Origin of the sequence: Streptomyces sp. NPDC127097 (genome assembly GCF_042724075.1) — a bacterium.
Lineage (GTDB): Bacteria > Actinomycetota > Actinomycetes > Streptomycetales > Streptomycetaceae > Streptomyces.
Genome location: NZ_JBHXFI010000040.1, coordinates 20,241 through 45,652 on the forward strand (window position 1 = coordinate 20,241; position 25,412 = coordinate 45,652).

27 protein-coding genes and 1 tRNA gene are annotated in these 25,412 nt (G+C 71.9%); 23 read left to right on the forward strand and 5 right to left on the reverse strand.

Annotated elements, in window-relative coordinates:
• Window positions 1-75: 75 nt before the first annotated feature.
• The 5 genes from ACFWJW_RS26180 (at window position 76) to ACFWJW_RS26200 (ending at window position 2,733) form a co-directional block, all read left to right on the forward strand.
• Complete coding sequence (locus tag ACFWJW_RS26180; protein WP_387245985.1) at window positions 76-465, forward strand: ArsR/SmtB family transcription factor; 390 nt, start codon at window positions 76-78, stop codon at window positions 463-465.
• A complete protein-coding gene (locus tag ACFWJW_RS26185) occupies window positions 462-698 on the forward strand; it encodes a hypothetical protein (RefSeq protein WP_387245987.1) in 237 nt (78 codons plus the stop codon). Before ACFWJW_RS26180 ends, ACFWJW_RS26185 begins: the two co-directional genes overlap by 4 nt.
• Window positions 699-831: 133 nt before the next feature.
• Window positions 832-1,368 carry an LPXTG cell wall anchor domain-containing protein gene (locus tag ACFWJW_RS26190; protein WP_387245989.1) on the forward strand — a complete coding sequence of 179 codons (537 nt, stop codon included), beginning with the start codon at window positions 832-834 and terminating at the stop codon, window positions 1,366-1,368.
• Window positions 1,369-1,402: 34 nt separating this feature from the next.
• Window positions 1,403-2,107 (forward strand): RNA polymerase sigma factor, encoded by a 705-nt coding sequence (locus ACFWJW_RS26195; protein ID WP_387245991.1) that lies wholly within the window; start codon window positions 1,403-1,405, stop codon window positions 2,105-2,107.
• Window positions 2,104-2,733 carry a hypothetical protein gene (locus ACFWJW_RS26200; RefSeq protein WP_387245993.1) on the forward strand — a complete coding sequence of 210 codons (630 nt, stop codon included), beginning with the start codon at window positions 2,104-2,106 and terminating at the stop codon, window positions 2,731-2,733. The genes ACFWJW_RS26195 and ACFWJW_RS26200 overlap by 4 nt, the downstream gene beginning before the upstream one ends.
• Before the next feature lie 5 nt (window positions 2,734-2,738).
• On the opposite strand, the gene ACFWJW_RS26205 is transcribed toward ACFWJW_RS26200, so the two are convergent.
• Entirely contained in the window at window positions 2,739-4,361 is a 1,623-nt protein-coding gene (locus ACFWJW_RS26205; protein WP_387245995.1) for an apolipoprotein N-acyltransferase, read from the reverse strand.
• Between the two features lie 224 nt (window positions 4,362-4,585).
• Here ACFWJW_RS26205 and ACFWJW_RS26210 point away from each other — a divergent pair, with 224 nt between their 5' ends.
• From ACFWJW_RS26210 to ACFWJW_RS26220, 3 genes are all read left to right on the forward strand, one after another.
• Window positions 4,586-5,212, forward strand: coding sequence for a DUF4232 domain-containing protein (locus tag ACFWJW_RS26210; RefSeq protein ID WP_387245997.1), 627 nt, complete (start codon window positions 4,586-4,588; stop codon window positions 5,210-5,212).
• A 195-nt stretch (window positions 5,213-5,407) separates the two neighbouring features.
• The gene (locus ACFWJW_RS26215; RefSeq protein ID WP_006604254.1) at window positions 5,408-5,704 is read left to right on the forward strand and encodes a type II toxin-antitoxin system VapB family antitoxin; all 297 of its coding nucleotides are present in this window, start codon (window positions 5,408-5,410) and stop codon (window positions 5,702-5,704) included.
• 156 nt (window positions 5,705-5,860) lie between these two features.
• Window positions 5,861-6,508, forward strand: coding sequence for a LytR C-terminal domain-containing protein (locus tag ACFWJW_RS26220; RefSeq protein ID WP_387245999.1), 648 nt, complete (start codon window positions 5,861-5,863; stop codon window positions 6,506-6,508).
• A 75-nt stretch (window positions 6,509-6,583) separates the two neighbouring features.
• Here ACFWJW_RS26220 and upp read toward each other — a convergent pair whose 3' ends face one another.
• Complete coding sequence (upp, locus tag ACFWJW_RS26225; RefSeq protein WP_387246001.1) at window positions 6,584-7,219, reverse strand: uracil phosphoribosyltransferase; 636 nt, start codon at window positions 7,217-7,219, stop codon at window positions 6,584-6,586.
• A gap of 175 nt (window positions 7,220-7,394) precedes the next feature.
• On the opposite strand from upp, the gene ACFWJW_RS26230 reads away from it, so the two are divergent.
• The 4 genes from ACFWJW_RS26230 (at window position 7,395) to ACFWJW_RS26245 (ending at window position 9,157) form a co-directional block, all read left to right on the forward strand.
• Window positions 7,395-7,613 (forward strand): hypothetical protein, encoded by a 219-nt coding sequence (locus ACFWJW_RS26230; RefSeq protein ID WP_168480567.1) that lies wholly within the window; start codon window positions 7,395-7,397, stop codon window positions 7,611-7,613.
• A gap of 210 nt (window positions 7,614-7,823) precedes the next feature.
• A complete protein-coding gene (locus ACFWJW_RS26235; protein ID WP_387246004.1) occupies window positions 7,824-8,366 on the forward strand; it encodes a hypothetical protein in 543 nt (180 codons plus the stop codon).
• 70 nt (window positions 8,367-8,436) lie between these two features.
• Window positions 8,437-8,991 carry a nucleoside deaminase gene (locus ACFWJW_RS26240; protein ID WP_387246006.1) on the forward strand — a complete coding sequence of 185 codons (555 nt, stop codon included), beginning with the start codon at window positions 8,437-8,439 and terminating at the stop codon, window positions 8,989-8,991.
• 79 nt (window positions 8,992-9,070) lie between these two features.
• Window positions 9,071-9,157: transfer RNA gene (locus ACFWJW_RS26245), tRNA-Ser, on the forward strand.
• Between the two features lie 172 nt (window positions 9,158-9,329).
• Here the strand turns inward: ACFWJW_RS26245 and ACFWJW_RS26250 are convergent.
• Entirely contained in the window at window positions 9,330-9,818 is a 489-nt protein-coding gene (locus ACFWJW_RS26250; RefSeq protein ID WP_387246008.1) for a hypothetical protein, read from the reverse strand.
• A gap of 515 nt (window positions 9,819-10,333) precedes the next feature.
• Here ACFWJW_RS26250 and ACFWJW_RS26255 point away from each other — a divergent pair.
• From ACFWJW_RS26255 to ACFWJW_RS26280, 6 genes are all read left to right on the forward strand, one after another.
• Window positions 10,334-10,498 carry a hypothetical protein gene (locus ACFWJW_RS26255; RefSeq protein ID WP_167392858.1) on the forward strand — a complete coding sequence of 55 codons (165 nt, stop codon included), beginning with the start codon at window positions 10,334-10,336 and terminating at the stop codon, window positions 10,496-10,498.
• A 136-nt stretch (window positions 10,499-10,634) separates the two neighbouring features.
• On the forward strand, window positions 10,635-10,928 hold the full coding sequence (locus tag ACFWJW_RS26260) for a Dabb family protein (protein WP_042150707.1): 294 nt from the start codon (window positions 10,635-10,637) through the stop codon (window positions 10,926-10,928).
• Window positions 10,929-11,147: 219 nt separating this feature from the next.
• Window positions 11,148-11,957 carry an RNA polymerase sigma factor SigF gene (locus ACFWJW_RS26265; RefSeq protein ID WP_026169670.1) on the forward strand — a complete coding sequence of 270 codons (810 nt, stop codon included), beginning with the start codon at window positions 11,148-11,150 and terminating at the stop codon, window positions 11,955-11,957.
• 190 nt (window positions 11,958-12,147) lie between these two features.
• Entirely contained in the window at window positions 12,148-12,984 is an 837-nt protein-coding gene (locus ACFWJW_RS26270) for an RNA polymerase sigma factor SigF (RefSeq protein WP_026169669.1), read from the forward strand.
• 357 nt (window positions 12,985-13,341) lie between these two features.
• On the forward strand, window positions 13,342-14,163 hold the full coding sequence (locus ACFWJW_RS26275) for a hypothetical protein (RefSeq protein WP_387246011.1): 822 nt from the start codon (window positions 13,342-13,344) through the stop codon (window positions 14,161-14,163).
• A 230-nt stretch (window positions 14,164-14,393) separates the two neighbouring features.
• Window positions 14,394-14,867: a VOC family protein gene (locus tag ACFWJW_RS26280; protein WP_387246013.1), complete on the forward strand. Its 474-nt coding sequence runs from the start codon at window positions 14,394-14,396 to the stop codon at window positions 14,865-14,867.
• 119 nt (window positions 14,868-14,986) lie between these two features.
• Here the strand turns inward: ACFWJW_RS26280 and ACFWJW_RS26285 are convergent, their stop codons facing one another.
• On the reverse strand, window positions 14,987-15,538 hold the full coding sequence (locus ACFWJW_RS26285) for a MarR family winged helix-turn-helix transcriptional regulator (protein ID WP_387246015.1): 552 nt from the start codon (window positions 15,536-15,538) through the stop codon (window positions 14,987-14,989).
• A 73-nt stretch (window positions 15,539-15,611) separates the two neighbouring features.
• Between ACFWJW_RS26285 and ACFWJW_RS26290 the strand changes: the two genes are divergently transcribed.
• The 3 genes from ACFWJW_RS26290 (at window position 15,612) to ACFWJW_RS26300 (ending at window position 21,419) form a co-directional block, all read left to right on the forward strand.
• Entirely contained in the window at window positions 15,612-16,943 is a 1,332-nt protein-coding gene (locus tag ACFWJW_RS26290; protein WP_387246017.1) for an amidohydrolase family protein, read from the forward strand.
• Window positions 16,944-17,146: 203 nt separating this feature from the next.
• Window positions 17,147-20,047 carry a helix-turn-helix transcriptional regulator gene (locus ACFWJW_RS26295; RefSeq protein WP_387246019.1) on the forward strand — a complete coding sequence of 967 codons (2,901 nt, stop codon included), beginning with the start codon at window positions 17,147-17,149 and terminating at the stop codon, window positions 20,045-20,047.
• Window positions 20,048-20,276: 229 nt separating this feature from the next.
• The gene (locus ACFWJW_RS26300; RefSeq protein ID WP_387246021.1) at window positions 20,277-21,419 is read left to right on the forward strand and encodes a hypothetical protein; all 1,143 of its coding nucleotides are present in this window, start codon (window positions 20,277-20,279) and stop codon (window positions 21,417-21,419) included.
• A gap of 170 nt (window positions 21,420-21,589) precedes the next feature.
• Here ACFWJW_RS26300 and ACFWJW_RS26305 read toward each other — a convergent pair whose 3' ends face one another.
• Window positions 21,590-21,808 (reverse strand): hypothetical protein, encoded by a 219-nt coding sequence (locus ACFWJW_RS26305; protein ID WP_387246023.1) that lies wholly within the window; start codon window positions 21,806-21,808, stop codon window positions 21,590-21,592.
• A gap of 345 nt (window positions 21,809-22,153) precedes the next feature.
• Here ACFWJW_RS26305 and ACFWJW_RS26310 point away from each other — a divergent pair, with 345 nt between their 5' ends.
• Together ACFWJW_RS26310 and ACFWJW_RS26315 are read left to right on the forward strand one after the other, a co-directional pair.
• A complete protein-coding gene (locus ACFWJW_RS26310) occupies window positions 22,154-22,627 on the forward strand; it encodes a MarR family winged helix-turn-helix transcriptional regulator (RefSeq protein WP_387246025.1) in 474 nt (157 codons plus the stop codon).
• Between the two features lie 11 nt (window positions 22,628-22,638).
• The gene (locus tag ACFWJW_RS26315) at window positions 22,639-25,239 is read left to right on the forward strand and encodes an MFS transporter (RefSeq protein ID WP_387246027.1); all 2,601 of its coding nucleotides are present in this window, start codon (window positions 22,639-22,641) and stop codon (window positions 25,237-25,239) included.
• Window positions 25,240-25,412: the final 173 nt, after the last annotated feature.

Consider the following 25,412-nt stretch of genomic DNA (forward strand, 5'->3'; position numbering starts at 1 on the left):
CGGGCTGTTTGACAGCCCGTCGTGGCATGCGAAAACCTCCGCTGACAGACGTCCGGAACAGCGAGAAGGTGGGCCATGAACAGCGAGCAGCTGCTGGCCCTGCTCTCCGCCGTGGGCCATGCGCAGCGGCTGCGGGTGATCGGCGAACTGGCCGACGGGCGGCTGTACGTGAGCGAGCTGGCCCGCCGGCTGGAGATGTCCCGGCCGCTGCTCTACATGCACCTGGACCGGCTGGAGAAGGCCGGTCTGGTGGTGGGCCGGCTGGAGCTGTCCGAGGACGGCAAGGCGCTGAAGTACTTCGAACTGGCGCCGTTCGAGCTGAAGCTGAACGTGGCCACCGTCCTCGCCGCCCTCCAGGAGGACCGGTCCGGGGCGCCGTCGCGGGACGAGGCCGGGGACGCGGACGGCGCGGTGCAGCCGCCGGCCGCGAAGGGACCGAACGACCCTAGGGGGACACGTACATGAACGGCAGCATCATCATCCCGATAGCCGTCCTGGTGATCATCTTTGCCTCGGTCACCACGATCGTGGCGTCGTACTTCAGGCTCCAGCGGCATCGCGCGGACGCCGCGGCGCTCGCCGAGTACCGCGGGCTCGCGGAGCGGGTCATGGCCCAGCAGGAGACGATGACTGCCCAGTTGGCCGAGCTGGGCGACCGGGTCAAGGCCGTGGAGAAGCTGCTCCAGAGCGTGGGCTGAGGCCGGTCGGCGGGCGGGGCGCGGCCCGGCGAAGTTTTTTCGCGCCGCCCGGCAACCCCCGCCCGCGCCGCACGTCGTCAGGGGTAAGGGCGCCATCCGGCGCCCCCCGTCGAAGAACGTGGAGCAGCCGACCGTGAAGTACACGCGCACCTTCCGCACCTCCTCCGCCACCCACCCGTACGCCGCCCGCCGCCGTCTGCGCGGTGCGGCCGGCGCCGGGCTGGCCGCGGCGTTCGCCCTGACCGCGCTGTCGGCCGGCACCGCCTACGCCCAGGGCGGCCAGGCGCCCCAGCCGCAGCGGCCGACCGCCGGCCACACGTCCGCGAAGCCCACCCCGGCGCCGGGCGACGGCAGCACCCGGCCCGCACCCACCGCCCCGCCCACCGCTCCCGGCACCCCGCGGCCGTCCGCCACCCACCCGGGCCCGGACTCGACCGAACCCCCGCGGCCCTCCCCCACCCACCCGGGCCCGGACGCCACCCAGCCGCCCTCCGCCACCCCGACCACCCCCGGCGAGCCCAGGCCCACCACCCCTGGCAAGCCCAAGGGCGGCAAGGAGCTCGCGCACACCGGGGCCTCCACGGCCACCATGGCGTACGGCGGTGTCGCCGCGGGGCTGATCGCCGCGGGCGGCGGCACCGTCTACGCGGTCCGCCGCCGGCGCGGCTGAGCCGGCGCGCACCGCCGCCCGCCCGGAGAAAGCGATGGAGCTCTCCGCCGCCCCGCACCACGCCCCGGCACGGTTCGCCCTGCCGGGGCCCCGGCCTGCCTGGTGGCGGTGGCTGCTGCGCACCGCCCGCGCGAGCGCCGCCCACCGCGAGACACCGCGCCCCGGTCACTCGCCCGTGCCGCCCGCGTACGGCCAACCCAAGGGCTCCCGGACCGGGTTGCCGCACGGCGAGGGCACCGCCCCGCCCGATCCCGCGCCCACGATCAGCGAGCTGTACCACGCCCACCGGCTGACCATGGTCCGGCTGGCCGTCCTGCTCGTCGACGACCGGGCCACCGCGGAGGACGTCGTCCAGGACGCGTTCGCCGCGCTCTACAAACGGCACGGCGAACGGCTCGACGAGGTCGACAACGCGCTCGCCTATCTGCGCACCGCGGTGGTCAACGCCGCCCGCTCGGTGCTGCGGCGCCGCCGTACCGCGCGCGACTACGTCCCTCCGTACGAGGCGGACGCCCCGTCGGCCGAGGATCGGATCGTGCTGGACGAGGAGCACCGGGAGGTGCTCGCCGCGCTGAGCGGGCTGACCGCCCGCCGCCGGGAGGTGCTCGTGCTCCGCTACTGGGGCGATCTGACGGAGGCGCAGATCGCGACGACACTCGGCATCAGCCGCGGTTCGGTGAAATCGATCGCCAGCCGCGCGCTGGACTCGCTGGAGAAGATCTTGGAGGCGCGGTCATGAACGGCCCAGGCACGGGTTTCGGCCGCACCGGAGACGGCGCGGGAGACGGCGGTGCCGGCGCGGGCGGCCGCGGTCCCGGCCCCGACTCCGGCCGCCCCGTGGAGGACCGCCTGCGGCGCGCCCTCGCGGCCCGCGCCGAGAGCATCGGCATCCGGGATCTGCGGCCCGCCGCGCCCCCGCGCCCCGCACCGCGCCGTGACCCGCTGTCCGCCGTGCGGCGGCTGTGGCTGCGCCGTTTCGGGCTGCCGCTGGCGGCGGCCGCCGCGGCCGTCGCCGCCGTGCTCGGCTATCTGGCGACCGCCGCCGACGGCCCGCCGGACCGGCCGCTGCCCGCGCGCCCGCCGCACTCCGTCGACCCGTCACCGGACCCGGCACCCAGGACACCGACCTCCAAGCCGTCGCCCACTGCCCCCTCGCCGGGCGCCCCCCGTACCACCGCTCCCTCCGGTGCGCCGGCCACGACCGAACCGGCCCGGCCGCCGCGGGACCGCCCCACGCCCACCTCCACCACCCGGCCGTCCAGCAGCCCCTCCGGGACCGCCCCGCCGGCCTCCGCGCCCCCGACGGACACCCCCGCCCCGCAGGGCGAACAGCGGAGCAAACCCCCTACGGCGACGGCGAGTTGAGGACACTACCGACGGCCGCCCCCGGCCGCGGGAACACCGGCGGCGGACCGGCGCCCGCGCACCCCGAGCGCCACCACGAGCAGCGTCCCGCCCGCGCACAGCAGCGCGAACAGATCACCGGTCCGGCTGTAGAGGGTGCCGGTGCGCGGCTGCACCGGCACCTCGGCGACCAGCGTCTGCCGGTCCGCGGTGAAGTAGTCCGCGCTGCCGCGGATCCGGCCCTGGTGGTCCACCGCGGTGGCGACACCGTGCACGGACTGCCGGACCATGGCATAGCCGTACTCGACGGACCGGAAGACGGCCCGCTGGGCGTGCAGCGACTCGAAGCCCGCCCAGTCGTTGGCGGGCACCATGATCAGGCCGGTGCCCCGGTCCGCCGCCTGCCGCATCAGCGCGGGGAAGTCGGCGTCGTAGCAGATCACCGTCGCCAGCCGCCCGTACGGCGAGCCGGTGACGGGCACCTCCCCCGTGCCGGGCGTCATCGGCTCCATCGGGGTCGGGTGCGTCTTGTCGTAGGTCCAGGCGACCTTCCCCTCCGGCGTCACCAGCGTGGCGACATTGCGCACATGGGGCGGCCGCGGGGTGTAGAGGGCGAAGGCGGTGTCGACGTAGACCTGACGCTTACGGGCGATCCCGGCGACCCGGGCGAGCAGCCGCTCCCGGTCCGCCGCCAGGACCCGGGCCTGGGTCTCCGGCCACACCACGATCCGCGCCCCGGCCCGCGCCTCCCGGTCGGTGGCCGCCACCAGGTCATCGGCCACCGGTGCCAGCGCGGCGCGCACCCGCCGCGGATCGGCCCGCACCAGGTTCCGCGGCCGCCACAGCTCCGTCCCGGCCGTGTGCAGCGCCCGTTCGGTGGCCCGCTCCGCGCCGCGCCCGGCGCTGATGCCCGCGACCCGTACGGTCTTCGTCGTCGGCGCGAAGGCCACCAGCCGTACGCCACCGGCCCCCAGCACCAGGGCGAGCACCCCGGCACACACCACGACGCCGCGCCGGATCTCCCGCCACCGGAAACCGCGCTGCCATGCCCAGTGCGCGACCGAGGCCGTCCACGCCACCACGAAGCTGACGCCGTACACACCGGTGACGGAGGCGAGTTGGACCAGCGGCAGGAAGGCGTGCTGGGTGAAGCCGAGCGCCCCGTAGTCGCCGAAGCCGGCCAGCCGTGTGAAGAGGTACTCCCCGCAGACCAGCACCACCGGGAAGACCAGCGTCGACCACACCGAGCCGGAGCGCGCCGCGACCAGCCGGTCGGCGACGAACGGCAGTGTCTGCACCACGGCGAGCACCGCGAACACCGCCAGTACGGACGGCACGAACACCATCCCCGTCGAGACCAGCCACGCCAACTGGGCCAGGCCCAGCGCATACCCGACCCGCAGCAGCCCGTGCCGGGCCGGCCGCAGCCGGGCGTAGCGCAGCAGAAAGACCGGAAACAGCCAGGCGGCCGCCGCCAGATGCCAGTTGCTGTGCACGGCGGGAATCAGCAGCGCGGCGCCCGCTCCCCACAGCCACCGCCCGGCCGGCCGGGCCCCCGCCGTCCGCTCCCCTTTCCCCTGCTCCCTCCCCGGGGCCTGCCCTCCCCCTTCGCCCGCTCCCGCTCCCCTGCGCTCCCGTATGCCGAGCACACCGCTCTCCTCTCCCCGTACGCCTCGCCTACCGCGTACCGGGACGCTAGGGGCGGCGGCTCCCTCCTCACCGCTGTCGTTCGGCAGGAACGACCCCCGACTTTCGTCGGGTCCCGGGAGCGGCGGGCCCGCCGGGAGCAGCCCGGCAGGCGTTAGCCATGCGTTAGTGGATCGCCAGCACCCGCGTCGAAGGTCGTGTACACGCCACCGTCCGGGGAGCACCCATGCCCATCACCGCCATCGCCACCGTCCGCCGGGCCGCCACCGCAGCTCTCCTCGTCACCGCCACCCTGGCCCTGACCGCCGGCTGCCACGACGGCACCGGCCCCAAGGCCGGGGACTCCGCCACGGCCGTGTCACCGGCTCCCGTCCCGCCCTCCGCGCACGACGACGGCAAGCCGCCCACCGGCCCGGACGGCCGGCCCGCCTGCACCCCCGAGATGCTCAAGTTCCAGGCCGGCGCGATGCCGCGGCGGGCGCACCGCATGCTGCTGACGGTCACCAACTTCTCCGACCGGCCCTGCACGTTCGCCGCCCAGCCCTACCCCTTGCTGCACTTCGGCGACGACCGCCAGCCCCCACTCCCCGCGATCGGTTCCAGCGCACCCCCCACCGTCGTCACTCTCACTCCCAACCGGACCGCGTACGCCCTGATCACCACCTCCGCCGCCCATGGGCCGGACGGCACGCACCGCCGGGGCAGAAAGGTCTCCCAGTTCGGCGTCGCCCTGTCGGCCCGGGCCACCCCCACCCAGGTCGGCCTGGACGGCCGCGCCCCGGTCCATGTCGACCCGCACACCGCCCGGGTCACCTACTGGCAGTCGAGCCTGGCGGCCACCCGGAAGTGGTGACGCCTGGAAGTCCGGAAGCGGTGACGCCCGGCCGCATCCCGCGCTCCGGCGCCCGCCGCGGTAGGCCGTTCGGGTCGCATCCGGCCATATCCGCGGGGCCTCCGCTCCCCAAAGATCCAATTTTGCCGCCAATGATCCTTTTGCACTGCTGCGGCATGGCTGCGCCCGGTGCCGCTCGCCCGGTAGGCTTTCCGTGTGATCTTCAAGCGCATCGGAAACGGCCGGCCGTACCCGGATCACGGCCGGGAGAGCACCCGCCAGTGGGCGGACGTCGCCCCGCGCCCGGTACGCCTCGACCAGTTGGTGACGACCAAGCAGCAGCTCGATCTCGAAACGCTGCTCGCCGAGGACTCGACGTTCTACGGCGACCTCTTCGCGCATGTCGTGAAGTGGGAGGGCGACCTCTATCTGGAGGACGGGCTGCACCGCGCGGTGCGCGCGGCCCTTCAGCAGCGCCAGGTGCTGCACGCCCGCGTGCTCGAACTGGACTGACACCCCGGCCCGCGTCGCCCAACAGGCCGGAAATCGCCTTCAACCGCCCGGCACCGCCCAACCCGCCCTGTCCGAATTAACCCTTTTGGGTTGGGTCTCGCACGACGCGTTGATCATCTAGTAGGCACGGACCTCCGCCCGCACTACGCTGCGCCCATGAGCATGCTGACGCCCCCAGGCATGGGCGGTAGGAAGTACCGCATCACGGGCGACAGGTATCCGCGGATGCGCCGTCCGCGCCACCGTCGCCGGATCGTTCTCACCCTCGTCGCCGTCGGCTGCGCCCTCGGCCTGGCCGGCTGGGGCACCTTGCAGCTCATCGACGTCTTCGGTGGCCGGTCCGGTACCGCGCACGCCGCCCAGGAGAAACAGCACTGCCAGGACGGCGCCAAGACGGCGGCCGCCCAGGCGAAGACCGCCGCCCGGAAGCTGCCCGCGCCCGCCACGCTGACCGTCAATGTCTTCAACGCCACCCCGCGCTCCGGGCTGGCCAAGCGCACCGCCGACGAACTCCAGAAGCGCGGCTTCAAGATCGGCAAGGTGGGCAACGCCCCCGCCGCCTACGACAAGAAGATCAAGGGCGCCGGCATACTGCTCGGCCCCAAGGCGGCCGACGGCCCGCTGAAGGTGCTCGCCACCCAGCTCACCGGCGCCCAGCAGAAGACCGACGGCCGCAAGGGCGCCGAGCTCGACCTGATCATCGGCGACACCTTCAAGGCGCTGACCACCCAGCAGGCCGCGGCCAAGTCCCTCTCCCTGCTGACCCATCCGTCCCCGGCCCCCGCCGCCGACGCCAAGTGCTGACCGCATGAGCGAGGGCCCTGCACCAACCCGCGGTGCAGGGCCCGAACGACGATCAGGTGGAAACGGCGGGTCCGGTCAGCCGGCCGTGCCGTACATGCGGTCGCCCGCGTCGCCGAGGCCGGGCACGATGTAGCGGGCCTCGTTCAGCCGCTCGTCGACCGCCGCGGTGACCACCGTCACCGGCGTCCCGGCCAGCTCCTTCTCCATGACCGCGACGCCTTCCGGCGCGGCCAGCAGGCAGATCGCGGTGACATCGTCCGCACCGCGCTTGATCAGCTCACGGATGGCCGCGACCAGCGTGCCGCCGGTGGCGAGCATCGGGTCGACGACGTACACCTGACGGCCCGAGAGGTCGTCGGGCATCCGCGTGGCGTAGGTGTGCGCCTCGTAGGTCTCCTCGTTGCGGACCATGCCCATGAAGCCGACCTCGGCGGTGGGCAGCAGCCGGACCATGCCGTCCAGCATGCCCAGACCGGCCCGCAGGATCGGCACGACCAGGGGGCGCGGGTGCGAGAGCCGCACACCGGTGGTCGCCGTCACCGGCGTCTCGATGTCGACCTGCTCGGTGCGCACATCGCGGGTGGCCTCGTACGCGAGCAGGGTGACCAGCTCGTCGGCGAGCCGCCGGAACGTGGGGGAGTCGGTGCGCTTGTCGCGCAGAGTGGTGAGTTTGTGCGCCACCAGCGGGTGGTCGACGACGTGGATCCGCATGACATCGACACTAACCGAGCCGGAAGGCCCCGGCGCCCGCCGTGCGGTGCCCGGCGGAAGCCCGCGGCCGTGCGAGGCGGCCGGCATCAAACCACTGAAAGGAGGGAAAGGGGGCACGTACGCCCGATTGGCCGTTCCGTCCTCGGGCGAGGAGCTCGCCCGAGGTGGTGTGCGTGTGCCCGACCGTAAGCGGACCGATGACACGAACGACGCCGTCTCCGGTAGCCAGGGCCCGTCCCCGGACGCCGGGAACGAAGCGGCGCGCCGACGACGCCGTGCACAATTTCTGCGGGAACTGCACGAGGCCAAGGAGTTGCGGGACCGTGTCCAGCCGCGCCGCGCGCGGGCCGAGCGGATGCGCCAGGCCGTGCGGATGCGCACATTCCGCTGGTAGCGGAGCCCTTTGCGCCGGTAGCGGAACCCCTGCACGCCCCCGCTCGCGCTGCGGCACGTGAGCGACATCTCGCACAACCTCCGCACGACGCAGCGCCGAAGACCCCGCGCGAACGCGTTGTTTCTGCCACGATTCCGAAGGGGCGGGACCAACGGCGTGCAGCGCCGCCCCGCCCGGCCCGGCACGCCTATGACCAGTGGGAGAGTCACGGTGTACTTCGCCGCACTGCTCGCGCGCACCGAAGACGGGTGGGAAGCGAGCGATACGGAGCTCGACGATGTGGAGACGCTGACCGATCTGGCCGATCTGGCCCGAGAGGCGGCGGTCGACGACGACACGGTGGTGGCCTTCATCGAGCAGGAGGACGCCTGGTTCGGCGTCGTCCGGGTGGACGGCGAGGACGACCCCCGGGTCTTCCTCTCCAACGCCGCCATCGCCGCCAGAAGCTCGTACGGCGCCATGCTGACCGACGAGCTGCTCGGCCGCGACGAGGACGACGCGACCGACGACCTCGACAGCCTCGACCTGGACGGCACGGAGGACGGCGAACCCGAATCGGACAACCACGTGGACGACGACCCCCTGGAGGCGGTGAACGGCTCGGACGGCCCGCCGCACGGCCCGCTGGGCGATGCCGCCCTGCTGGCCGACCTGGGGGTCAGCGAGAAGGAACTGCTGGCCCTCGACGGTGATGCGCTGAGCACCATCGCGGACTCGCTGGGCTGCACGGAAGTCCTCGAGGCCGTGCGCTGAGCCGGCCCGGCCGGGCTCCTGCCCCGGGGCCTGCGGGCCCCGCCCCGGTCACGTCCCCGACACTGGGGACATGACCGTCCCCCCATCCGCCTCTCTTCCCTCCCCCGCACCCGACCCGCTGCGCGATCCCTGGACCGCGCCGATGCGGCAGGCGCTGGGCGAGGCCGCCCGCGCCCCCGGGACCGGTGACGTCCCGGTGGGCGCCGTCGTGCTGTCCGCGGACGGCACGGTCCTCGGCACCGGCCACAACGAACGCGAGGCCACCGGCGACCCGACCGCGCACGCCGAGATCCTCGCGCTGCGGGCGGCGGCCCGGACCCTGCGCGAGACGGCCGCGCGCGCGGAGCCCGGCCGGGACGGCGGTGGGAGGCGGGCGGGCGAGTGGCGGCTGACCGACTGCACGCTGGTCGTCACCCTCGAACCGTGCACGATGTGCGCCGGGGCGATCGTGCTCTCCCGGATCGACCGGGTCGTCTACGGCGCCCGCGACGCCAAGGCCGGGGCGGCCGGCTCCCTCTGGGACGTCATTCGTGACCGGCGTCTCAACCACCGGCCCGAAGTCATCACCGGCGTCCTCGAAGCCGAGTGCGCGGCCCTGCTCACCGACTTCTTCCGCGAGCGCTGACCGGCGTCCGGAGCCCGCGGCGGCCGCCGCCCGGAATCCGATTTCGGCGCACGGCCACCCTTGGGCTAAGCTCTCTCTCGGTAGCGTGTCCGAGCGGCCGAAGGAGCGCGCCTCGAAAGCGCGTGAGGGGGCAACTCCTCCGTGGGTTCAAATCCCACCGCTACCGCTCAGAGGGCGAAGGCCCCGATCCACACAAGGATCGGGGCCTTCGTCATGTCCGGGGCCGCGACGCCCGACGGCGGAGCGCGGGTTCCGCGCCGGCGCTCGTCACGGAAAAGCGGCGCGCCCGCCGGGACCGGGACGGGCGCGCCGCCGGGCCGGGGTGGGCCGGCCGGCATCTACTGCGCGTTACGCCTGCTGCGCGAGCGGACGAAGCGCACGAGCAGCCAGATCGCCAGGGCCACCAGTGCCAGGAAGACGACGAACAGCACGATCAGCACGATGCCGAGCTTCTTGAAGAAGCTGCCCTTCTTCTTCGCCTTCTTCTTCCACTTCGACACCTTGGACTTGGAGACCGTGGTGAAGTGCGGCGCGTGGTGTGCCCGGTGGTGGCGGTACGACACGGGCTGCGCGGGGGCGGCGGCGAGCCGTACGGAGGCGTCGGCGCCCCGGCCCGGAGCGTTCGCGGCGGCGACCGGCCGGGTGGTGTCCCCCGCGGCGCGGCCGGCCGCCGTTGCCGGTGCGACGGCCGCGGCCAGCAGACCGGCGAGCAGTGCCAGTACGACGGCCGGCCGCCGCCGCGTCAGGGGCGAGCGGGCGCCGCTCCGGGCGGGCCGGGCGGCCCGGTGCGACGAATCGGGCGCGGGTGAGGCGGAGTTCATGGGCATCTTCGGTTCCCCTTCGGGACGGGCGTCCCGCCATTATGTGCCGCGGCCCGGCGCCTGTCGCCGTACACGACGGGAGCCCCGCCGCCGGACCGTTTCCTGGGTTCCCCCGTGGTGACCAGGGGCGGCTCGGCGACAGGGCTCCCGTCCCGGGGAAGCGGCATCCGCGGACGCCGCCTCCTCCGAGGAGGACCACACCTCGAGTCCACGCCACCGTCCGGGGGCGGTCGTGGCGTGAACCCCGCAGCGAGGCTCCGGTCCAGGGGCCGGAAATTCCTGCCAGATTCACCGGCCCACGTCTCTCAGGGTGCCTCCCGGGAGCCGCCCCAACAGGCAGGCGAAGGGCCCCCTTTGGCGGGCCTTTGGTCCATAAAGTCCGTATCAGTGCCGGACTGGAGCGGACGCACTCGGTCCGCAACCACGACTCCCGAGATCGAACACGTGTGGTTACACTCGCCCGACTGCAACCGGGAAGTGCAGGCACCGCCGTAGGGGCCTGCGTAGGGGAGACGGGACTGATGGCGCAGGCGAAGAAGATCGCGTTGTACATGATCATTGTCTTCGTGCTGTACACGATCATCACCTCCCCTCAGCGGGCCGCCGAAATGGTGCAGATAGGCTTCGAGGGCATCTCGTCCGCCGCTCAGGGGGTCGGCGAGTTCATGACCCAGCTGATCAAGTAGGGACCGCCCGCCCCGGCCGGCGAACCCTGGGGCCGCCCGCGACCGGGCCGGCCCACGGTCGGCCGGCGCCCCAGCCCCGGCCCAGCCCGTCCGGCGACCGGACCGGCTGCGCCCCGTCCGCCCCACGGAGGCTCCCGTGATCCGCCACCTGGTCCTGTTCAAGCTCAATGAAGGTGTCTCCCGCGACGAGGAGCGGGTGCAGGCCGGCGTCCGCGCGTTCGCGGCGCTGGAGGGCGAGATTCCGGAGCTGGCCTTCTGGGAGTGCGCCTGGAACATCACCGACCGGCCGATCGCCTACGACTACGCGATCAACTCGGCGGTGGCCGACAAGGACGCCCTCAAGCGCTATATCGAGCACCCGGCCCACCAGGCGGCCGCTGCCCAGTGGCGTGAATTCGCCACCTGGGTGATCGCCGACTACGAATTCTGAGCCGCGGCACTCCCCCGGCCCGTCCCGCCGAGCCCCTCGCCCCCCGTGGGCGGGGGGCTTTGTCGTACCCCGGCCCCGACCGCCACCCACCCGCCGCAGGCCACCCCGCAGCCACTCAACTCTCTGTTCAACACGGCGTTATGAGGTGCTTGCACACAGTGCACATGTCTTGTGATGCTATGACCGCTTTTGCCGGATACATGCACTGTGAAGGGTGGCGTGACCGTGACGGCCCGTACTGCGCCCAAGGCTCCATCCCGCGAGAGCCGAAGCGCGGACACGCGGGCGCTCACGCAGGTGCTGTTCGCGGAGCTGACGGATCTGGAGCCCGGCACCCCGGAGCACACCCGGGTCCGCGCCGCACTGATCGAGGCCAATCTGCCGCTGGTCCGCTATGCCGCGGCGCGTTTCCGCAGCCGCAATGAGCCGATGGAGGACGTCATCCAGGTCGGCACCATCGGCCTGATCAATGCGATCGACCGGTTCGATCCGGACCGGGGCGTCCAGTTCCCCACCTTCGCGATGCCCACCGTCGTCGGCGAGATCAAACGCTACTTTCGAGACAATGTCCGCACGGTCCATGTGCCACGCCGCCTCCACGAGCTGTGGGTCCAGGTCAACGGCGCGACCGAGGATCTGACGGTGCTGCACGGCCGCTCCCCCACCACCGCCGAGATCGCCGAGCGACTGAAGATCGGCGAGGACGAGGTACTGGCCTGCCTGGAGGCGGGCCGCTCGTATCACGCCACCTCACTGGAGGCCGCACAGGAGGGCGACGGCCTGCCCGGCCTGCTCGACCGCCTCGGCTACGAGGACCCGGAGCTGGCCGGCGTCGAGCACCGGGACCTCGTACGGCACCTCCTGGTCCAGCTGCCGGAGCGCGAGCAGCGGATCCTTCTGCTGCGTTACTACAGCAATCTGACGCAGTCACAGATCAGTGCGGAACTAGGGGTGTCGCAGATGCATGTCTCGCGGCTACTGTCGCGGAGCTTCGCTCGGCTGCGATCCGCAAACAGGATCGACGCATAGCCGGGACGGGCGACCCGATCCTGCACAGATATGTCGACATGGCGCTACAGCGTGTTGCCGACATGTGACATTCTGCTGGAACCGCGTTTGCCGCGGCGCTGCCTCCGGTATTCAGGTGGAGGTATCACTCCTCGGTCCACCCCGGCCCGAGGACGCCGCAGCGACCCGACCGCGACCTCAAGGGGGTGGCATGTCCGTAGAACTGGGCAGCTCGAAGGTGCTTCCCGCGATTCCCGCGCCCGCACCGCACGTGCACGACGACGACGCCATCAACACCCGCACGCTCTCCCGCTCCCTGTTCCTGCGGCTGGCCTCGCTCGACAAGGACTGCGCGGAGCGTACGTACGTACGCGACACGCTCATCGAGCTGAACCTCCCGCTGGTCCGCTATGCGGCGGCCCGCTTCCGCAGCCGCAACGAGCCGATGGAGGACATCGTCCAGGTCGGCACGATCGGTCTGATCAAGGCGATCGACCGTTTCGATTGCGAACGCGGCGTGGAATTCCCGACGTTCGCGATGCCCACCGTGGTTGGCGAGATCAAGCGGTTCTTCCGCGACACCTCGTGGTCGGTGCGGGTGCCGCGCCGCCTCCAGGAGCTCCGGCTCGCCCTCACCAAGGCCAGTGACGAGCTCTCCCAGAAGCTGGACCGCTCCCCGACCGTTCCCGAACTGGCCCTGTGCCTGGGGGTGTCGGAGGAGGACGTGGTCGACGGTCTCGCCGTCGGCAACGCCTACACCGCCTCCTCGCTCGACTCGCCCTCCCCCGAGGACGACGGTGGCGAGGGCTCCCTCGCGGACCGCCTCGGCTACGAGGACAGCGCCCTGGAGGGCGTGGAGTACCGCGAGTCCCTCAAGCCGCTGCTGGCCAAACTCCCGGCCCGTGAGCGCCAGATCATCATGTTGCGCTTCTTCGCCAACATGACGCAGTCCCAGATCGGCGAGGAGGTCGGCATCTCCCAGATGCATGTCTCCCGGCTGCTCACCCGCACCCTGGCGCAGCTGCGCGAGGGCCTCATCTCCGACTGAGGAACGGTCCGCCGGGGGGCTGTACAGCGCTTCGTGCCGCTCGGCGGACAGTCACACGAGAACCCTCTGCGGGCCGTGCGCGGCCGTACGCAGCTCGTGGCCCCTCCGTGATCCCCTCACGGACTCTGCCTCCGTGATCCCCTCGCGGACCGTGAACGTACCCCGTCGGCCAGGGACTTGATACCGGCCGTGGCCGCCCGTCGTCGCCCGTGCGCGTGAGCCGGCCGACGCCGCCGACGGTGAGCCGGCCCCCTGCGGAGAAGGCTGTCGACCCGGCGATGAAGGGCTGTCCACCCGCCTTCCACAAGCCCGGTCCGGCCTCTGTACACCTGACACACCGTCAGCAACACTGTGCCGATGCGACGGACGACGACTGTGGCCTCCGCTTCCGCGGCCGTGCTGTGTCTGGGTGCCCTGCTGACCGGCTGCGGGAGCGCGGCCGGTGCGGGCCGTGCCGCGGTGGGCGCGGCAGGTCCCGCCGACGGCCGGGCGCCGACCCACGCCGTACCGCCCCGGGACGGCGTCGAGCTGACGCCGCTGGACGGCGACCGGGGCCAGGCGCGGAACGGCGGCAAAGACGGCAGCGGCGGCGGAACGGAGTCCGGCCGGCCCGGTTCGGGGGCGTCCGACGGCTCGGGCAAGGGGGACACGGCCGACGGCGCACGGGCCTCCGGCAGCCCCGGCACACCCGGTGCCCGGCACGGCTCCTCCGCACCCACCTCAGGAGCGCACCCCGGCCACGGCGGCACCACCACGCCCCCGACGTCTCCGGGCTCCCCCAACTCCCCCTCGCACCCGGGCGATCCCACGCCACCGCACGGCACCCCCGCCCCCGAACCGCCCTCCCCCACCCTCCCGGCCGGCCCGAACACCCCCGACGGCCTGCTGATCGGTGTGCCCGGCCGGTCCGGCACCGACGTCCGCTGGTGCGAGCGGGTCACCCTGGAGTTCCTCAACACCGGTGACCGGCCCGTCACCGCCGGCACGGTCACCTTCGGCACGCACATCATCGGCGCCCTCGGCATCGACTGGGCCACCCGCTCCTCCGCCCACAAGCTGCCGCTGCCGCTGGCGCCGGGAAAGAAGAAGACGGGCAGCTGGCGGGTGTGCGTGGACGGCTGGCGGGTGCCGGCGGGCATGCACATCGAGACGAAGGACGTGGACTTCACCTGGAAGTGAGGCGGCCAGGTGGAAGTGAGGCGGCCGCCTGGCAGTGAGGGGCCGGGCGGGGCTACCGGGCCCCGCAGCCGGCCGGGCGGGTCTGCCCGGCCCCGCGGCCGGCCGGGCCGCCCCGTTCCCCCGTAGGCCCGCGAAACCATCTCCCTGAATAGCGATGAGTTCCGACCGGTGCGACCGTCTATAGAGGCACAGACGCAGCCACCGGCCGCGAACCGTCCCAGGGAGAGACCATGCCCAAGATCACCCCCAACCTCTGGTTCGACACCCAGGGCCAGGAAGCCGCCGAGTTCTACTGCTCGGTGTTCCCGAACTCGAAGATCAAGGCCGTCACCTATTACAACGAGGCGGGCCCGCGGCCGGCCGGCACCGTGCTGACGGTGGAGTTCGAGCTCGACGGCCAGGAGTACCTCGCGCTCAACGGCGGGCCGGAGTTCACCTTCAGCGAGGCGATCTCGTTGCTGATCGAGTGCGCCGACCAGGACGAGATCGACTATTACTGGGCCAAGCTCTCCGAGGGCGGCGAGGAGGGCCCCTGCGGCTGGCTGAAGGACAAGTACGGGCTGTCCTGGCAGGTGGCACCCGGCGGCATGGCGGAGATGCTCAACGACCCGGACCAGGAGCGTGCGGCCCGCGCCATGAAGGCCATGTTCGGCATGAAGAAGATCGACATCGCCGCGCTCCAGGCCGCGGCCGACCAGGCATAGGCGGCCGCCGTCCGGCGACTGCCCGCGCGTCACGGGAGCCCCGGGCCGCCCGTGGTCCGGGGCTCGTCGCTGCGCCCCGGCCCGGCCCGGCTCGTCGCCGCGCCGCGGTCTCCGCGGCCTCAGGAGCGGCTGGGGTTCCGTCCGGTCCGTATCGGGCGCGGGGCGGCGCTGTGGCGTATGTCCACGTCGCGCAGGGCCCGGGTGGCCGCCTCCACGGCCGTGGGGGACGCCTCGGCGAAGACGGCCTCATGCGCGTCGGCGTTGGCGCGGACGGCGTGCTCGGCCGTCCGCACCCCGTCCGGCGTCAGGCTGATCATGGTGCTCCGGCCGTCGTCCGGGGAGGGCTCGCGGCGGACGAGGCCGCGCCCGGCGAGGTGGTTGACGACGTTGCTGATGCCGCCGGAGGACAGCAGCAGGGCGCGGGCCAGTTCGTTCGGCTTCATACGGTACGGCTCACCCGCCCGGCGCAGGGCGACCAGGATGTCGAACTCGGCGACGGTCAGTCCGAGTTCGGGCAGTACGCCACGGGTGGCCTGATCCAGGGCGCGGGCGAGCTGGGCTATGCGCTTCGAGAGCTCCGTCGTCGGGCGGAGCACGTCCGGCAGCTCGGTGTGCCAGGCGTCCATCAGCGCGTCGACGGGGTCAGGGCGCGGTCCGGGTGGTGCGGTCACGTCGGCAGGATAGATCAGCATCATGATAGCTTTCTATAAAGCTTTCTTCCGAACGTGTAGAGGGTGACTTGCCATGGGAATCGAGCGCCACCACTCACCGCGCCTGCTTCTGCGCGGCGGCCTGGTCATCGACACCGCCCCCCACCCCGTCGTCCACCCGCACACCGATGTCCTCGTCGAGGAGGGCCGGATCGCCGCCGTGGGCCGCGGGCTGCCCTTCGACGAGGGCGATACCGGCCTGGAGGTGATCGACGCCCGCGAGCGGATCGTGCTGCCGGGCTTCGTCGACACCCACCGGCATCTCTGGCAGGCCGTGCTGCGGTCCGCCGCGGTCGACGAGAGCCTCGACAGCTATCTCGGCCGGATCCTCGGCGATCTCTCCGGCCGCTTCACGCCGGCCGATGTGTACACCGGCAACCTCCTCGGCGCGCTGGAGTGCCTGGACACCGGCGTCACCACCGTGCAGGACTTCTCGCACGTCCAGTACACGCCGGAGCACAGCGCGGCCGCCGTCGAGGCGCTGGAGGAGGCCGGCATCCGCGCCGTCTTCGGCTACGGCTACCCCGTCTTCGACGACACCGCCCGGCGGGCCGACTGGGTGCGGCAGGTCCGCACCCGGTACTTCCCCTCGGGCGAGGCGCTGCTCACGATGGCCCTGGCCCCCGTCGGCCCCTCCTTCGCCCCACCGGAGACCGTCCGGGAGGACTGGCTGCTCGCCCGCGAACTGGGCCTGCCGATCGCCGTCCATGTGACCGCCGGCCCGGTGGCGATGCGCCCGATCACCGCCCTCCAGGAGCAGGGGCTGCTCACCTCCGGCACCCTCTATGTGCACGGCAATTCCCTGCCCGACTCCGAGCTGCGGCTGATCGCCGAGTCCGGCGGCGCGGTGGCGATCACGCCGGCGATCGAGGCTTCGATGCGGTTCGGCGCACCGATGGCGGGACGGCTGCGCCGCGCGGGCATCCCGACCGGCCTGGGCGCGGACGCGGTGACCTCGGCGCCGGGCGATATGTTCTCGCAGATGCGCGCCGCGCTGATGAGCAGTCACTTCGACGGTGACGGCGACGGCGAGCCCGATGGGCCCACGGTCAAGGCGGCCGATGTCCTGCGGATGGCCACCGCGGAGGGCGCCGAGACCCTCGGCCTGGCCGACGAGGTGGGCTCCCTGGGCATCGGCAAACGCGCCGACCTCGTCCTCCTCCGCACCGACGCCCTCAACCTCGCCCCGGTCGCCCACGACCCGATCGGCGCCGTGGTGACCGCCGCCCACCCCGGAAACATCGACACGGTCCTGGTGGACGGCCACCCGGTCAAACGCGACGGGCAGCTGCTGTACGGGGAGCTGGGCAGCGTACTCTCCGAGGCCCACCGTGCAGTCGAACGCCTGGGGGCGTCGAGGTCCTAGAGGAGTCGCAACGGGGCCGTACCAGGTGCGCTGGCAGCCGGGCCGTGCGGCCGGCGTCTGCACGGTCGGCCTGTCGTGTCTCTTGAGCCGCTCGGTGATTGATCACCAGGGCGGCGAGCGGGGAGCGCCGTCCTCCCCACACCCGGTGACCCACAGCTGAACTTTCTTCGCGATTTTGTCCGAGTGGCGTAATGGAACCCACCGTGGCGCGTCTCTCCAGCTGGTACGCGAAGTACAGAGGAGGCGGCGTGGTGTATTTCCCGGGGCGGCTGGTGGGCCGTGAGGCCGAGCTGGCGAAAATGGCGGGATGGGCGAGGACCGCGAGGGCGGGCACGGGGCAGGTGGCGTTCGTCGTCGGCGAGGCCGGCCTGGGCAAGACAGCCCTGCTGGAACTGACCGCGGAAACTGCCGGGTCGCTGGGCATGCGGGTGCTGAAGGCGACGGCCCAGGAGCTGGAACGGCAGCGCCCGTTCGCGGTGATCTCGGCCTGTCTGGGGGTGGATACGGAGTCGGCGGATGCCTCCCTGGCACGGGCCGGCGAGATCTTGCGGGGCGAGGGCCGCTACGGGATGCCGGGTGGGTTGGGCGAGGCGGCCGGGTCGGACTTCGCCGCCGTCGAGACGATGCTCGGCCTGATCGACGACCTGTGTACGCAGCAGCCGCTGGCACTGTTCCTCGACGACCTCCAGTGGGCGGACTCGGCGAGCCTGCTGGTGGTGCAGCGGCTGCTGCGGTCGGTTCACCAGTTGCCACTGCTCCTCGTCGGGGCCTATCGGCCCGCGCCCCAAGGGGACGTCGACCGGCTCTCCCGAAGTCTGGCTCTCGGCAACCACCCGATACTGGAGCTGACCCCCCTGCCTCCGCCTGCCGTGTCGGCCCTGCTGGCCGGCCTGTGCGGCGGTGCGCCCGGTCCGCGGCTGAGACGCATGGCCGAGGGGGCGGCAGGAAACCCGTGGTACGTCATGGAGCTGGCCGCCGCCCTCCGGCGTGAGGACGCGATCGACCTCCGCGACGGGCTCGCAGAGGTCCCCCTCGACTGCCCGCAACCGTCGTTGACCCATCTGATCAACCACCGGTTGCGGTATCTGCGCGAGGAGGTGCTGCAAGTGCTTCGCGCCGCCTCGGTGCTGGGCACCGGCTGTACCCTCACCGACCTCGCAACGGTCCTCGACCGGCCGACACATGAACTGCTCAGCATCCTCGCGGAGGCCGGGACGGCCGGAATTCTGCGCGATGCCGGCGACCGGCTGGTCTTCCGTCACGACCTCATCCGACATGCCCTCTACGACGCCGTGCCGGGACCGGCCCGCGCCCTGCTGCACTTGAGGACGGCGCAGGCCCTCGCGGGCGCCGGAGCGGTTCCCGAACGCGTCGCCGAGCATCTGCTGGTCGCGACGTCCGCGTCGGGCGACTTCCTGATCGACTGGCTCCTTGGGTCCGCGGTCCCCCTCACGTCCCGGGCACCGGCCATGGCGCTCCTGCTGATCGACCAGGCACTGGAGCTCGCCGGCCCCACTGATCCACGCCGCGGCCAACTCCAGCTGTACCGGGCCGTCGCCGAGCTCTCCTCCGGCCGCCTGGCGGAGGCGGAGGAGACCGCCCGTTGCGCACTGGCCAGGACCCGGGGCCCGGGGTGGGAAGGCCCGCTGCGGTGGATCATCGTCCACGCGTCCTTCGCCCGCGGCCGTCCCGACCTGGCGCTCGTCGAGATCCGCGCCGCGTGCGGCAGGCCGGGCGTATCGGCGCTTGAGGCGCTCCGGTTCCGGGCGTTCAGCGCAACCTGCCTGTTCGCACTCGGCCGGCTGACGGAGGCCGGCGCGGTCGCTTCGGCCACCCGGCGTGCGGCAGAAGCGATGGACGACGCCGCCGCCCTGGCCGATGCGCTGCACATCCTGGCGGCGAAGCGATTCCTCGAAGCTCCTGGCACCGAAGCCCTGGAACTTGCCCGGCACGCCGCCCGGCTCACGCCGGAGCCGCTGCATCCGGCACAGCGGATCAGGCTGCAACTCACCCTGGTCAACCGCTATATGGATCTCGACCGCTACCAGGACGCGCAGCGCACCCTCGCAGCCGTCCATGAGACGACGAAGCACACCGGTGACATCTATCTGCCCTGGTACCACCTCTCCTGTGCCCTGCTCGCCTTCCACGCCGGCCGCTGGGACGACGCCCTCACCGAGATCGAGGCCGGGCTCGATCCCGGCAAGCGCTTCAGGATGTGCCGGGCACTGCGGGGGGTGGCGGCGCTGATCTCACTGCACCGCGGCCGGCAGTCCGCCGCCGAGGCTCATCTGACCGCCGCGGCCGCGGCGACCGACAGCAGTGACATCACCTGGTACTACGCACACCTGCCGCTGTGTGCCGACGCCCTCGCGGACGAGGCCCGGGGCCACCCCGAGCGCGCCTACGCCCGGCTCACCGCCGCGTTCGACCGTGGCGTGGGCGGCCATCTGCCGGGCCAGTTGAGCCTCGGCCTTCTGACGCCCGATCTCGTGCGGCTCGCCCTGACCCACAACGACACCACCAACGCACGGCGCTACGCCGAGGCCGCACGCAGACGCGCCGACCACAGTGGCACCCCGTACCACCTCGGTGATGCCCTCCGGTGCCAGGGACTGCTCGACCGGGACCCGGATCTGCTGCTGGAAGCAGCCCGCTGCTACCACCAGGCGCCGCGACCGCTGAGTGAGGCACACGCCTACACCGACGCGGCCGAACTACTGGCCCAGCAGCGGCGGCCCGCCCGGGCTCGTGCCCTGCTCGACCAGGCGTTGGAGGTCTACACACGGATGGACGCCCAGTGGGACATGGCCCGCGCCCTGGCTCGCCTGCGGGCCCACGCCGTCCACCGCAGCGCACGCAGACCACGCAGCAGTGCCCGCCTCGGGTGGGAGGCGCTGACGGACACCGAACACCTCGTCGCCGGCCACGTCGCCTCCGGCCACTCCAACCCCGAGATCGCGGCCCGTATGTACATCTCACGACGCACCGTCGGCACCCATGTGTCCCACATTCTCCAGAAGCTGGGGATGACCTCACGGGTCGAACTCGCCGCCGAAGTCATCCGCCGCAGGAGTCCGGACGAGCCGCCATCGCCGCACTGACCGCCGGTCAATACGCCCCGGCGCGCCTGTAATCAAGGGCTCTATCCGTCAGGTGACGGATGTACATCCAGCCACCCGCTCCTACGTTGACAGTCCCACCGCGATCCGGGCCCACAGGGTGAACCGGTGCCCGGCCAGGCCCTTCGTCCTGGAGAACGTGCTGTGGGTGCCGCTCGGGGTCACTGACCCGGCCTCGAGGGCTCGGCTCACGGAAACAGGAGCAGGAACCATGACCCATGAGATGACCCCCCGGAGATCCGGGGCGCGGGCGGCCGCCGCACTGTTGGCGGTCTGTTCGGCAATGCTTGGTTTCGTCGTGTCGCCGCTCGCCACGGGGACAGCTCGCGCTGAAGATGCCACAACGACCGTATCGGTCCAAAGCACGTCGAAGCCGGGCCAGTACGTCAACGCGGTGGGTACATCCGTTCTGAATTGGGATGCCCCCGAAGTCTTCGAATTCGACTTCAACGACGACGGAACGTTCCACATCAAGTCCGGGACGGACGGCCAGTGCATCGACAAGTGGCGAACGAACGACTCGGGCGTCCCCCGCTACAAGCAGGGATACCTGCTTACGGTGACGGACTGCCATGACAAGAACGCCGCAGATCCCACGACAGACTCCCAGAACTGGTACCTGGTACCGGTGAACGAGGGCGGTGCGGGCAACGCCTACTACATCGTGAACGCCGGCGAGCGCCGGTGCATGGACGACCAGATGATAGGCGGCGAAATACGCAAGGACAAGTACGTTCCAGACCTCGGCAGGGGCGAGTGCTCTTCGGGCCGGGCAAGCCAGCAGTTCATTCTGGAAGACGCTGCGCAGCGCAGCGATTTCACCGGCCGGCTCCACCAGAAGGCGTTGTCCGCAGCATTCAAGATGTGCGGTGTCGACCCCGATAGTTGCAGCTACGAAGCGAAGTCCTACGGCGATGCGCAGCCCGTCGGCGAAGAGTGCGTGAACCAGTGGTGGAAAAACCCCAGCAAGACGGAGAAGACCACTGGTCATTACACCCGGGGGGAGAATGAGGGCTGGCAGCACAGCGTCGGGACCACCGTCACTGTCGGAGCCGAATTCGGAGTGGACGCGGGCGTGGTCAGTAAGGTCAGCACCTCGGTTTCCACGTCATACCAGAAGACCTGGAGCCATATTGATTTGCGCAGCACGACATGGGACTTTCCCATCTCGCCCGGAAACTACGGGTGGGTCGTGAAGATCATGGAAAAGCGGGACGTGACAGGTACCTGGACCTTCTCCAGCGGGCCCATGAAGTGGAGCGCCGAGGGCACCAGCACCGTCACCTATGCGGAGGGCTATTCGAACAAGGATGAGCCGGCCCCGCCGCCCCCCGGCTCCTGCCCGGGCACCTGAGGTGCCTCATCCGGCGACGGAGTAACACTCTGCCCCGGCGCCGCCCTCGGTCAGGTCCATGCCCTGACCGAGGGCTCTGCCGTAAGGGCGGTCGCGTGGCCTGACCTGTGGCCCGCACAGATGAAGGGCCCGGCATCGCCGATGCCGGGCCCCGTGCGTTGCGGAAGTGTTCAGGCCAGCGCCAGCCACGCCGCGCCCGCGACGACCAGGAGGGCGACGATGATGCCGACGATGAGGCCCACGCGGGGGCCGGCCGACTGCTGGGGGGCCGGGGCGCGGCGGCCGCCGGTCTGCGGGGTACCGCCCTCGTCCACGAAGGCGCGGAACATCTGCGTGCTGCCGGCCGGGTCGTAGTTGCCGCCGGCCTGGTTCTGCGGGTTGGTCGCCATGGGCAAGGACCCTAGCGAACCGGGGGCGGAGCGGCACCCCTGGGGCACGCGTGGAGCGCCCGGGAAGGCGCCTACGGAGCGGGGTCGGGGCGGGTACGGCGCGTGGGCGGGAGTGCGGGCGGGCCGTCCGGGGGTGTCCCGTTACCGGCCGGTATTGGTCGGCGGCTGCGAGAGCGGCTCCGACCTGCGGGTTTACGGGCCTTGGTCAGGCCATTGACCAAGGCCCGGTGCAGACTTTGAGGTGCCCTTACTTCAACCCTGGACGAATCATTTGCCTTCAGCAACCAACGTTGCTTATGGTTGCCCCAAGCAACAAAAGATGTGCGAGGGATCGTGGAGGAGCCGGTGGCAGCTCACAGTCAGTACGAGGAGCTGGCCAGGCAACTCAGCGCCATCGGTGCCGTCAAGCGCGAGATGGGGCGGATGCTGCCCCAGGAGTGCCCGCCCGCCTCGGCCGGGGTGCTCACCCTGCTCGACCGGCACGGTGAGATGCGGATGAGCCAGCTCGCCGAGCTGCTCGCGATCGACATGTCGGTGACCAGCCGGCATGTGGCCCATGCCGCCGAGCGCGGCTGGATCGAGCGGAAGCCCGATCCGGCGGACAAGCGCTCACGGCTGCTGCGGCTGACCCCGAGCGGCACCGCGCTGCTGGCCGAGCTCGCCGAGCGCTACACGGCCGCGCTCGCCCGGTACTTGGACGACTGGTCCGACGCCGACGTCGGGCAGCTCACCGAGCTCCTCGCCAGGCTCCGCACGAGCTTCGGCGACTGCCGCACCCGGGCGCATCACGACTTCACCACCCGTACACCCGCAGGATGAAAAGGAACTACATGGCTACGACCACACCAGCCGGTGTGCGGGGCGGCCACGCCAGGCACGGAGGCGGACAGCACGCCTCCGGCGGAGCCCCTATGACGCACCGTCAGATCATGGAGGCGCTGTCCGGGCTGCTGCTCGGCATGTTCGTCGCCATCCTGTCGTCGACGATCGTCTCCAACGCGCTGCCCGAGATCATTCATGACCTCGACGGCGGGCAGAGCGCCTACACCTGGGTCGTCACCGCTTCGCTGCTCGCGATGACCGCGACCACCCCCCTGTGGGGCAAGCTCTCCGACCTGTTCAGCAAGAAGCTGCTGGTGCAGGTCGCGCTGATCATTTACGTGGCGGGCTCGGTGGTCGCCGGGCTGTCGCAGAACACCGGCATGCTGATCGCCTGCCGGGTCGTGCAGGGCATAGGCGTGGGCGGGCTGTCCGCCCTGGCCCAGATCGTGATGGCCGCGATGATCTCGCCGCGGGAGCGCGGGCGTTACAGCGGCTACCTCGGCGCCACCTTCGCCGTCGCCACCGTCGGCGGCCCGCTGCTCGGCGGCGTCATCACCGACACCGACTGGCTCGGCTGGCGCTGGTGCTTCTACGTCGGCGTCCCGTTCGCCGTCATCGCGCTGATCGTGCTCCAGAAGACCCTCAAGCTCCCCGTCGTCCGGCGCGAGGGCGTCAAGGTCGACTGGGCGGGCGCGTTCTTCATCAGCGCGGCGGTCTCGCTGCTGCTGGTGTGGGTGACGCTGGCCGGTGACAAGTACGACTGGATGTCGTGGCAGACCGCCGCGATGGTCGGCGGCGCGGTCGTGCTCGGCGCGGTCTTCCTCTTCGTGGAGACCAGGGCCAAGGAGCCGATCATCCCATTGCGGCTGTTCCGCAACAAGACGATCACCCTGGCTTCGGTGGCCTCGCTGTTCGTCGGTGTCGCGATGTTCTCCGGGACCGTCTTCTTCAGCCAGTACTTCCAGCTGGCGCGCGGCGAGTCGCCGACGATGTCCGGCGTCCTGACGATTCCGATGATCGGTGGCCTGTTCATCTCGTCCACCGTCTCGGGCCAGGTCATCACCAAGACCGGCAGGTGGAAGGCGTGGCTGGTCAGCGGCGGTGTGCTGGTGACCGCGGGCCTCGGCCTGCTGGGCACCATCCGCTACGACACCGAGTACTGGCACATCGCGATCTTCATGGCGCTGATGGGCCTGGGCATCGGCATGATGATGCAGAACCTGGTGCTCGCCACGCAGAACCAGGTGGCGCCCGAGGACCTCGGCTCCGCCTCGTCCGTCGTGACCTTCTTCCGCTCCCTCGGTGGTGCGGTGGGCGTCTCGGCCCTGGGTGCGGTGCTGGCCAACCGGGTCACCCACTACGTGAAGGACGGTCTGGCCGACCTCGGCCCCAAGGCCGCCAAGGCCGCCGCCCACGGCGCCGGCAACAGCGGCGGCGGCATCCCCGACCTGGACTCCCTCCCGGCGCCGCTGCGCACCGTCATGGAGAGCGCCTACGGCCACGGTGTCGCCGATGTCTTCCTGTACGCGGCGCCCTGCGCGCTGCTCGCCTTCCTCTTCACCCTGTTCATCAAGGAGGTCGCGTTGAAGACGCGCGGGGGCCTGTCCCAGAGCTCCGAGGACGCACCGGCCGCGGCCACCCCGTCGGCCGCCGCCGCGGAGGCCGTCATTCCGGCGCAGGCCGAGGAGCGGGAGCCCGCCCTGGTGGGCGCCGCGCCGGTGGCCCCGGACGACGAGGCGCACACGCCCTCCTGGGCACGGCCGGCCGCGGCGACAGCCACCCAGCCGCTGGCCGCGTACGCCTCGGCCGGCGGCGGGGACGGCACCCCGTCCGGGCCGTCGGTGCACGGCTTCGTCCGCAACGCGGAGGGCAGCCCCGTACCGCGCTCCGCGGTCACGCTGATCTCGCTCAGCGGGCGGCAGTTGGGCCGCGCGGTCGCCCAGGCCAACGGTTCGTATGTGCTCGACGCCCCCGGCGCCGGCTCGTACGTGCTGATCGCCGCGGCCGACGGCCACCAGCCGCAGGCGTCCACGGTCGTCATCGGCGAGGCGCCGCACGCCTACGACATCCTGCTCAGCGGCACCAGCGGCCTCGGCGGCCAGGTCCGCAGCGCGGCCACCGGCGCACCGGTCGACGGGGCGATGGTCGTCGTGACCGACGTCCGCGGCGAGGTGCTGGCCACCGGAAAGACCGGCGCCGAGGGCCACTTCGCCTTCGACGAGCTGGCGCCCGGCACCTTCACCGTCGCCGTGAACGCCCCGAACCACCGCCCGGCGGCGCTGCCGGTCGAGATCGGCGGCCAGGGCACCACGCGGATCGAGATCGAGCTGCTGTCCGGCGCACGGGTGCAGGGCGTCGTGCGGGCCGGTGCGCACCGCCGGCCGCTGCCCGACGCCCGGGTCACGCTGGTGGACGCCGCGGGCAATGTCGTGGCCACCTCGACGACCGGGGAGGACGGCGCCTACGCCTTCACCGACCTGGACGCCGGCGACTACACGGTCATCGCGAGCGGCTACCCGCCCGTCGCCACCGGCCTCGCGGTCGGCGCGCACGGGGTCGACGGCTACGACGTCGAGCTCGCGCACCCCGGTGCGGGTGCGCCGGAATGAGCGTGGGCGGAGCCGTGGTCGGTTGCGCGTCGATTGCGCGCCGGCACTGACCCCCACCCGCGGGATGCCGCACCAGGGCATCCAGGCGGCACGAACCCCGGTCCGGGGCGCGCGTTGAGCGGAGGCGCGTTCCGGACCGGATCGAAGGGCTCCGGCGGCGGCGCTGCGCACAG